We start from the raw sequence: 6,000 nt of genomic DNA, 5'->3' as shown, positions 1-6,000 counted from the left end.
GTGCGCTCGGCCGGGTGATCGGGGTCCAGCGGCACGTAGGCGCCACCGGCCACGCTCACCGCGTACATGCCGATCACCAGATCGAGCGAGCGGCGCATGCCGAGCGCGACCATGGTGTCCGGGCCGACGCCCTGGGCGATGAGGTGGCGGGCCAGGCGGTTCACCTGCGCGGTGAACTCGCGGTAGGACAGACTTGTCCCCTCGAACGTCACGGCGGTCGCGTTCGGGCTGGTCGCGGCCTGTGCTTCGAACATCGACACCAGCGTGGCGGCTTGGTCGACCGGGTGCTCGGTGGCGTTCCAGTCGGTGACCACCTGGCGGTATTCGGCCGGGGCCAGCAGGTCGACCTCGCCGATCGCGCGGGCGGGCTTGGCCACGACCGCGGTCAGCATCCGCACCAGGCGCTGCGCGAGGGCGGCGATGGTGTCGGCGTCGAACATATCGGTGGCGTAGGCGAATTCGGCGGTCATGCCGTCGGCGGAACCGTCGGCACGGTGACGATCGGCCAGATTCAGGTGCAGATCGAACTTGGCGGTGACCACATCCAGCGGCACGCCCGCGACCTCGAGGCCGGGCAGTTCGAAGGACGCCTCACCGGTGTTCTGGAACGACAGCATCACCTGGAACAGCGGGTGGCGGGCCTGCGAACGAGCCGGGTTGAGGATCTCCACGAGCCGCTCGAACGGCAGATCGGCGTGGCCGAAGGCCGCGAGGTCGTTCTCCCTGGTCTGCGCGAGCAGCTCGGTGAACGGCTGGGCCGGGTCGACGGCGCTGCGCAGGACCAGGGTGTTGACGAACATGCCGATGGCGTCGTCGAGCACCGCTTCACCACGACCGGCGACGGCGGTGCCGATGGCGATGTCGTCGCTGCCCGACAGGCGGGCCAGCAGTGCGGCGAACGCGGCGTGCACGACCATGAACAGGCTGGCGCTGTGTTCGCGGGCGAGCGCGTTGAGTCCGGCCGACAGGGCCGGGTCGATGGAGAACTCGTGCACGCCACCGCGGTTGGACGCGACAGCGGGGCGGGCCCGGTCGGCGGGCAGGTCGAGCTGGTCGGGCAGCCCGGCCAGGTTCTGCGACCAGTAGGCCACCTGCTGGGCGATCATCGACGACGAATCCGCTTCGGAGCCCAGCGTTTCGCGCTGCCACAGGGCGAAGTCGGCGTACTGCACGGGCAGCGGGGTCCAGCCGGGCGCCTCACCGCGCGAGCGGGCGGCGTAGGCGATCATCACGTCGCGGGCCAGCGGGCGCACCGACCAGCCGTCGCCGGAGATGTGGTGCACGACGAAGACCAGCACGTGGGTGTCGGGGTGCGAGCCGTCCATGGAGCCCGCGATGCGCAGCAGTTCGGCACGCACCGGGACCTCGGCGGTCACGTCGAATCCGGCGAGCACGAGTTCGCTGATGCGATCGCGGATCTCGTCCTCGCCGACGGTGATCGGGTGCAGCGAGATCGGCAACTGCCCGGCGGGCAGCACGACCTGCACACCCTGGCCGTCGGCGGTCTCCGGGTAGACGGTGCGCAGCACCTCGTGCCGGTCGACCACGTCGGCGACGGCCTGGCGCAGGGCATCGATGTCGAGGTCGCCGGTCAGGCGGACTGCGAGGGGGATGTTGTTGACGCCGGTCGCGCTGTCGAAGCGGTTGAGGAACCACATGCGCTGCTGAGCGAGCGAGAGCGGGATCTGGTCCGGACGCGCACCGGCGACGAGCTCGCGACGGCTGCCGCTGCCCGCGTGGACCTCGACCTTGGTGGCCAGCGCGGCCACCGAGGGCGCCTCGAACAGAGCGCGCACGGGGACGCGGGTGTCGAGGGCGGCACCGAGGCGGGCGACCACCTGGGTGGCGATGAGCGAGTTGCCGCCCAGATCGAAGAAGTCGTCGTCGAGGCCGACCGCGCGGTCGCCGGTCAGGCCGAGCACCTCGGCGAAGGTGGCGGCGACGATCTCCTCGATCGGCGTGCGCGGCGCACGGAACTCGCGCGCCTCGAACACCGGCTCGGGCAGGGCGCGCCGGTCGAGCTTGCCGTTGGCGCTCAGCGGCATCTCGTCGATCACGACGAACGCGGCCGGAACCATGTAGGACGGCAGCTGCGCCGCGAGATGCGCGCGCAGAACGTCGATGTCGACGGTCTCGCCCACGGCGGGGACGACATAGCCGACGAGCTGGTCACCGGTGCGAGCGTCCGAACGCACGACCACCACGGCCTGCGTCACGGTGTTGTGCGCGGTGAGCGCGGCTTCGATCTCGCCGAGCTCGATCCGCAGACCACGCAGCTTGACCTGGAAGTCGGTGCGGCCGAGATAGGTGATGACGCCGTTCCCGTCGCGGCGGACGAGGTCACCGGTGCGGTACATGCGCTCGCCGTCGATCCCGAACGGATCGGCGACGAAGCGGTCGGCGGTGAGATCCGGCCGACCGAAGTAACCGCGTGCCAGCTGGGCACCAGCCAGGTACAGCTCACCGGCGACACCGGCGGCCACGGGGTGCAGGCGCGAATCCAGGACGTAGGCCTGCGAGTTCCAGACCGGCGCACCGATCGGGACGGCGCCGTCGACCTGGTCGGCGACCGGGCCGTGCGTCGCGTGGACGGTGAACTCGGTGGGGCCGTACAGGTTGAACAGCGCCGCGTCGCTCACCTTGCGGAATGCGACGACCGTATCGGCGGTGAATGCCTCACCCGCGATCAGCAGGGTGCGCAGCGAGGACAGAGCTCCGCCCTCGACCGCGGCCTGGTCGATGCTGCCCGCGAACACGGTGAGCATCGACGGCACGAACGAGGTCATCGTGACCCGTTGCGCGGCGATGACATCCGCGAGGTACTGCGGGTCGCGGTGACCATCGGGGCTCGCCACGACGATCCGGCCGCCGGTGCTCAGCGGGCCGAACAGCTCCCACACCGACACGTCGAAGGTGGCGGGCGTCTTGAACAGCACCACATCGTCGGCGCCGATGCCGTATTCGCCGGTGATCCAGCGGATCTGGTTCACCACGGCCGAGTGCGGCACGGCCACACCCTTCGGGCGACCGGTCGAGCCGGAGGTGAAGATGACGTAGGCCGGGTGCCGCGGGAGCAGCGGAACGATCCGCTCGGCATCGCTGACCGGAGTCTGCGGGTACGCCGTGAGGTCGATCGCGTCGATGACCAGCGTCGTCGGGGCGGCGTCCACGGCCGCGTCGTCGTCGAGTCCGAACCCGTCGCGGGTAGTGGTGAGGACGGCGACCGGGGCTGCCGTCTCCAGGACGTAGGCGATGCGGTCGGCGGGCTGGTCCAGGTCGAGCGGCACGTAGCCACCGCCTGCTTCCTGCACCGCGTAGGCCGCGACGACCAGGTCGATGCTGCGGCGAAGGCCGAGCGCGACGAGGGATTCCGGGCCGACGCCCGCTTCGATCAGGCGATGCGCCAAACGGTGCACGCGAGCGGCGAATTCGGCGTAGGTCAGGGTCTCGCCGGTGGCGGGGTCGACCATCGCGACCGCAGCGGGGGTGGCCAGCGCCTGGCGGGCGAACTCGTCCACCAGGGTGCCCGCGCCGGGCAGCTCGTGCGCGGTGTCGTTCCAACCACGCACGGCCAGTGCGGTTTCGGCGGAGTCGAGCAGGGCGATATCGCCGACAGCGCGGTTCGGAGCAGTCGCGATCTCGGCGAGCAGACGGGCGAAGCGGGCGCCGAAGCGGTCCATGGTGGCCGCGTCGAACAGGTCGGTGGCGTAGATCAGCTCGGCGACGATGCCGGACGCGTCACCCGGCTTCTCGGTGAGCACGACCTGCAGGTCGAACTTGGCCACGTCGATCGGCAGATCGACGCCGCTCACGGTGAGGCCGGGCAGTTCCAGGCTGGTCTGGCCGGTGTTCTGGAAGGCCAGCATGACCTGGAACAGCGGGTGGCGGGCCTGCGAGCGGGCAGGGTTGATGATCTCGACGAGACGTTCGAACGGCAGATCGGCGTGACCGAAGGCGGCGATGTCGCTCGCGCGGACCGCACCGAGCAGGTCGGTGAAGCTCGCGTCGCTGTCGATCTCGGTGCGCAGCACCAGGGTGTTGACGAACATGCCGATCAGGTCGTCGAGCGCGCGCTCACCACGGCCCGCGATGGGGGTGCCGATGGCGATGTCGTTCTCGCCGGACAGGCGCGAGAGCAGCAGTGCCAGCGCCGCGTGGGAGACCATGAACAGCGTCGCGCCGCGGGTGCGGGCCAGCTCGGTCAGGGCCGCATGGGTTTTCGCGTCGATCTCGAAGGTGTGGGTGGCGCCGCGTCCGCTGGCGACCGCGGGGCGCGGCCGGTCGGCGGGCAGGTCGAGCTGCTCGGGCAGGCCGCGCAGGGTCGAACCCCAGAACGAGATCTGCTGGGCGATCACCGATTTCGCGTCGTCCTCGTCACCGAGCACGGCGCGCTGCCACAGCGCGAAGTCGGCGTACTGGACTTCCAGCGGGCGCCAGGCCGGTTCGGCGCCTTCGACGCGGGCGCTGTAGGCGGTCATCACGTCGCGGGTCAGCGGGCCCATGGAGAAGCCGTCGGCCGAGATGTGGTGCACGACAAGGGCGAGCACGTGTTCGGTGGGGCTCACCTCGAACAGGGCCGCGCGGAACGGCACCTCGGCGGTGACGTCGAACGCGGTGCGTACGAGCTCCGAAAGCCGTTGCGGCAGTTCGGCGGCGGTGGTCTCGATCGGCGCGAGGTCGGGGATGACCTTGCCGGTCGGCACGATCACCTGGTAGCCGGCGCCGGAAACCTCCGGGTAGTAGCTGCGCAGGGACTCGTGGCGGGCGAGCACGTCGGCCACGGCCACCTGCAGCGCCTGGCGGTCGAGCAGGCCCGACAGCCGGACGGCGGCGGGGATGTTGTCCACCGCGGACTCGGGGTCGAAGCGGTTGAGGAACCACATGCGCTGCTGGGCCAGTGACAGCGGCACCCGCTCGGGGCGCTGCTGCGGCACCAGCGGCGCGCGGCGTTCGGCACCGGAGTGCGTCTCGGCCCGCGCGGCCAGCCCGGCGACGGTGGAGGACTCGAACAGTTCGCGCACGCCGATATCGGTGTCGAGCGCGGCCGACAGGCGGGCGGCGACCTGGGTGGCGGTCAGCGAGTTGCCGCCGAGCGCGAAGAAGTCGTCGTCCAGCCCGACCCGATCCACACCGAGCACACCGGCGAAGGTGGCGGCGACGATTTCCTCGACGGGGGTGGTCGGGGCGCGGAACACCGCGGCCTCGAACACCGGCGCGGGCAGCGCCTTGCGGTCGAGCTTGCCGGAGGCGTTGAGCGGGAACTCGTCGAGCACGACGATGACCGAGGGCACCATGTACGCGGGCAGGTTGCTGCCCAGTTCCTCGCGAGCGTCCTCGATGTCGACGGTGCGGCCGGTCGCGGGGATGACGTAGGCGACCAGCTGGTCGCCGGTGTGCTGATCGCCGCGCACGACGACCACCGACTGGGCGACCTCGTCGAGGCCGGTCAGCGCGGACTCGATCTCGCCGAGCTCGATGCGCAGACCACGCAGCTTCACCTGGAAGTCGGTGCGGCCCAGATACTCCAGCTCGCCCTGTTCGGTCCAGGCGACGAGGTCACCGGTGCGGTACATGCGCTCGCCGTCGTCGCCGAACGGGTCTGCGACGAAGCGATCGGAAGTCAGGTCCGGACGGGCGACATAGCCACGCGCCAGCTGGACACCGGCGAGATAGAGCTCACCCGCGACACCGACCGGGACGGGGCGCAGGCGCGCGTCGAGGACGTAGACCTGGGTGTTGAAGACCGGGGCACCGATCGGCACCGTGTCCACGTCGGTGTCGACGACCTCGTGGAAGGTGACGTCGACAGCGGCCTCGGTGGGGCCGTACAGGTTGTGCAGGGCGGCGCCGGTCAGCTCGCGCAAACGGTGGGCGGGCTTGGGCGGCAACGCTTCACCGGAGGCGAACACCATCCGCAGCGACGCGCAGCGCGCGGCCGCGGCGTCGGCGACGAACACGGCCAGCATCGACGGCACGAAGTGGGTGACCGTGACGCCCTCG

1 protein-coding gene (only partly in view) is annotated in these 6,000 nt (G+C 70.8%); it reads right to left on the bottom strand.

The annotated features are described in order from the left end of the window. Window positions 1-6,000, bottom strand: part of the annotated coding region (locus tag ACWF99_RS23415) for a non-ribosomal peptide synthase/polyketide synthase (RefSeq protein WP_452537355.1) (this coding region is incomplete at its 3' end). 23,252 nt of the annotated region lie beyond the right edge of the window; 6,000 of its 29,252 annotated nt are in view.

The sequence above is a fragment of the Nocardia sp. NPDC055002 genome, assembly GCF_053608825.1.
This window is presented reverse-complemented; position numbering and strand designations above follow the sequence as displayed.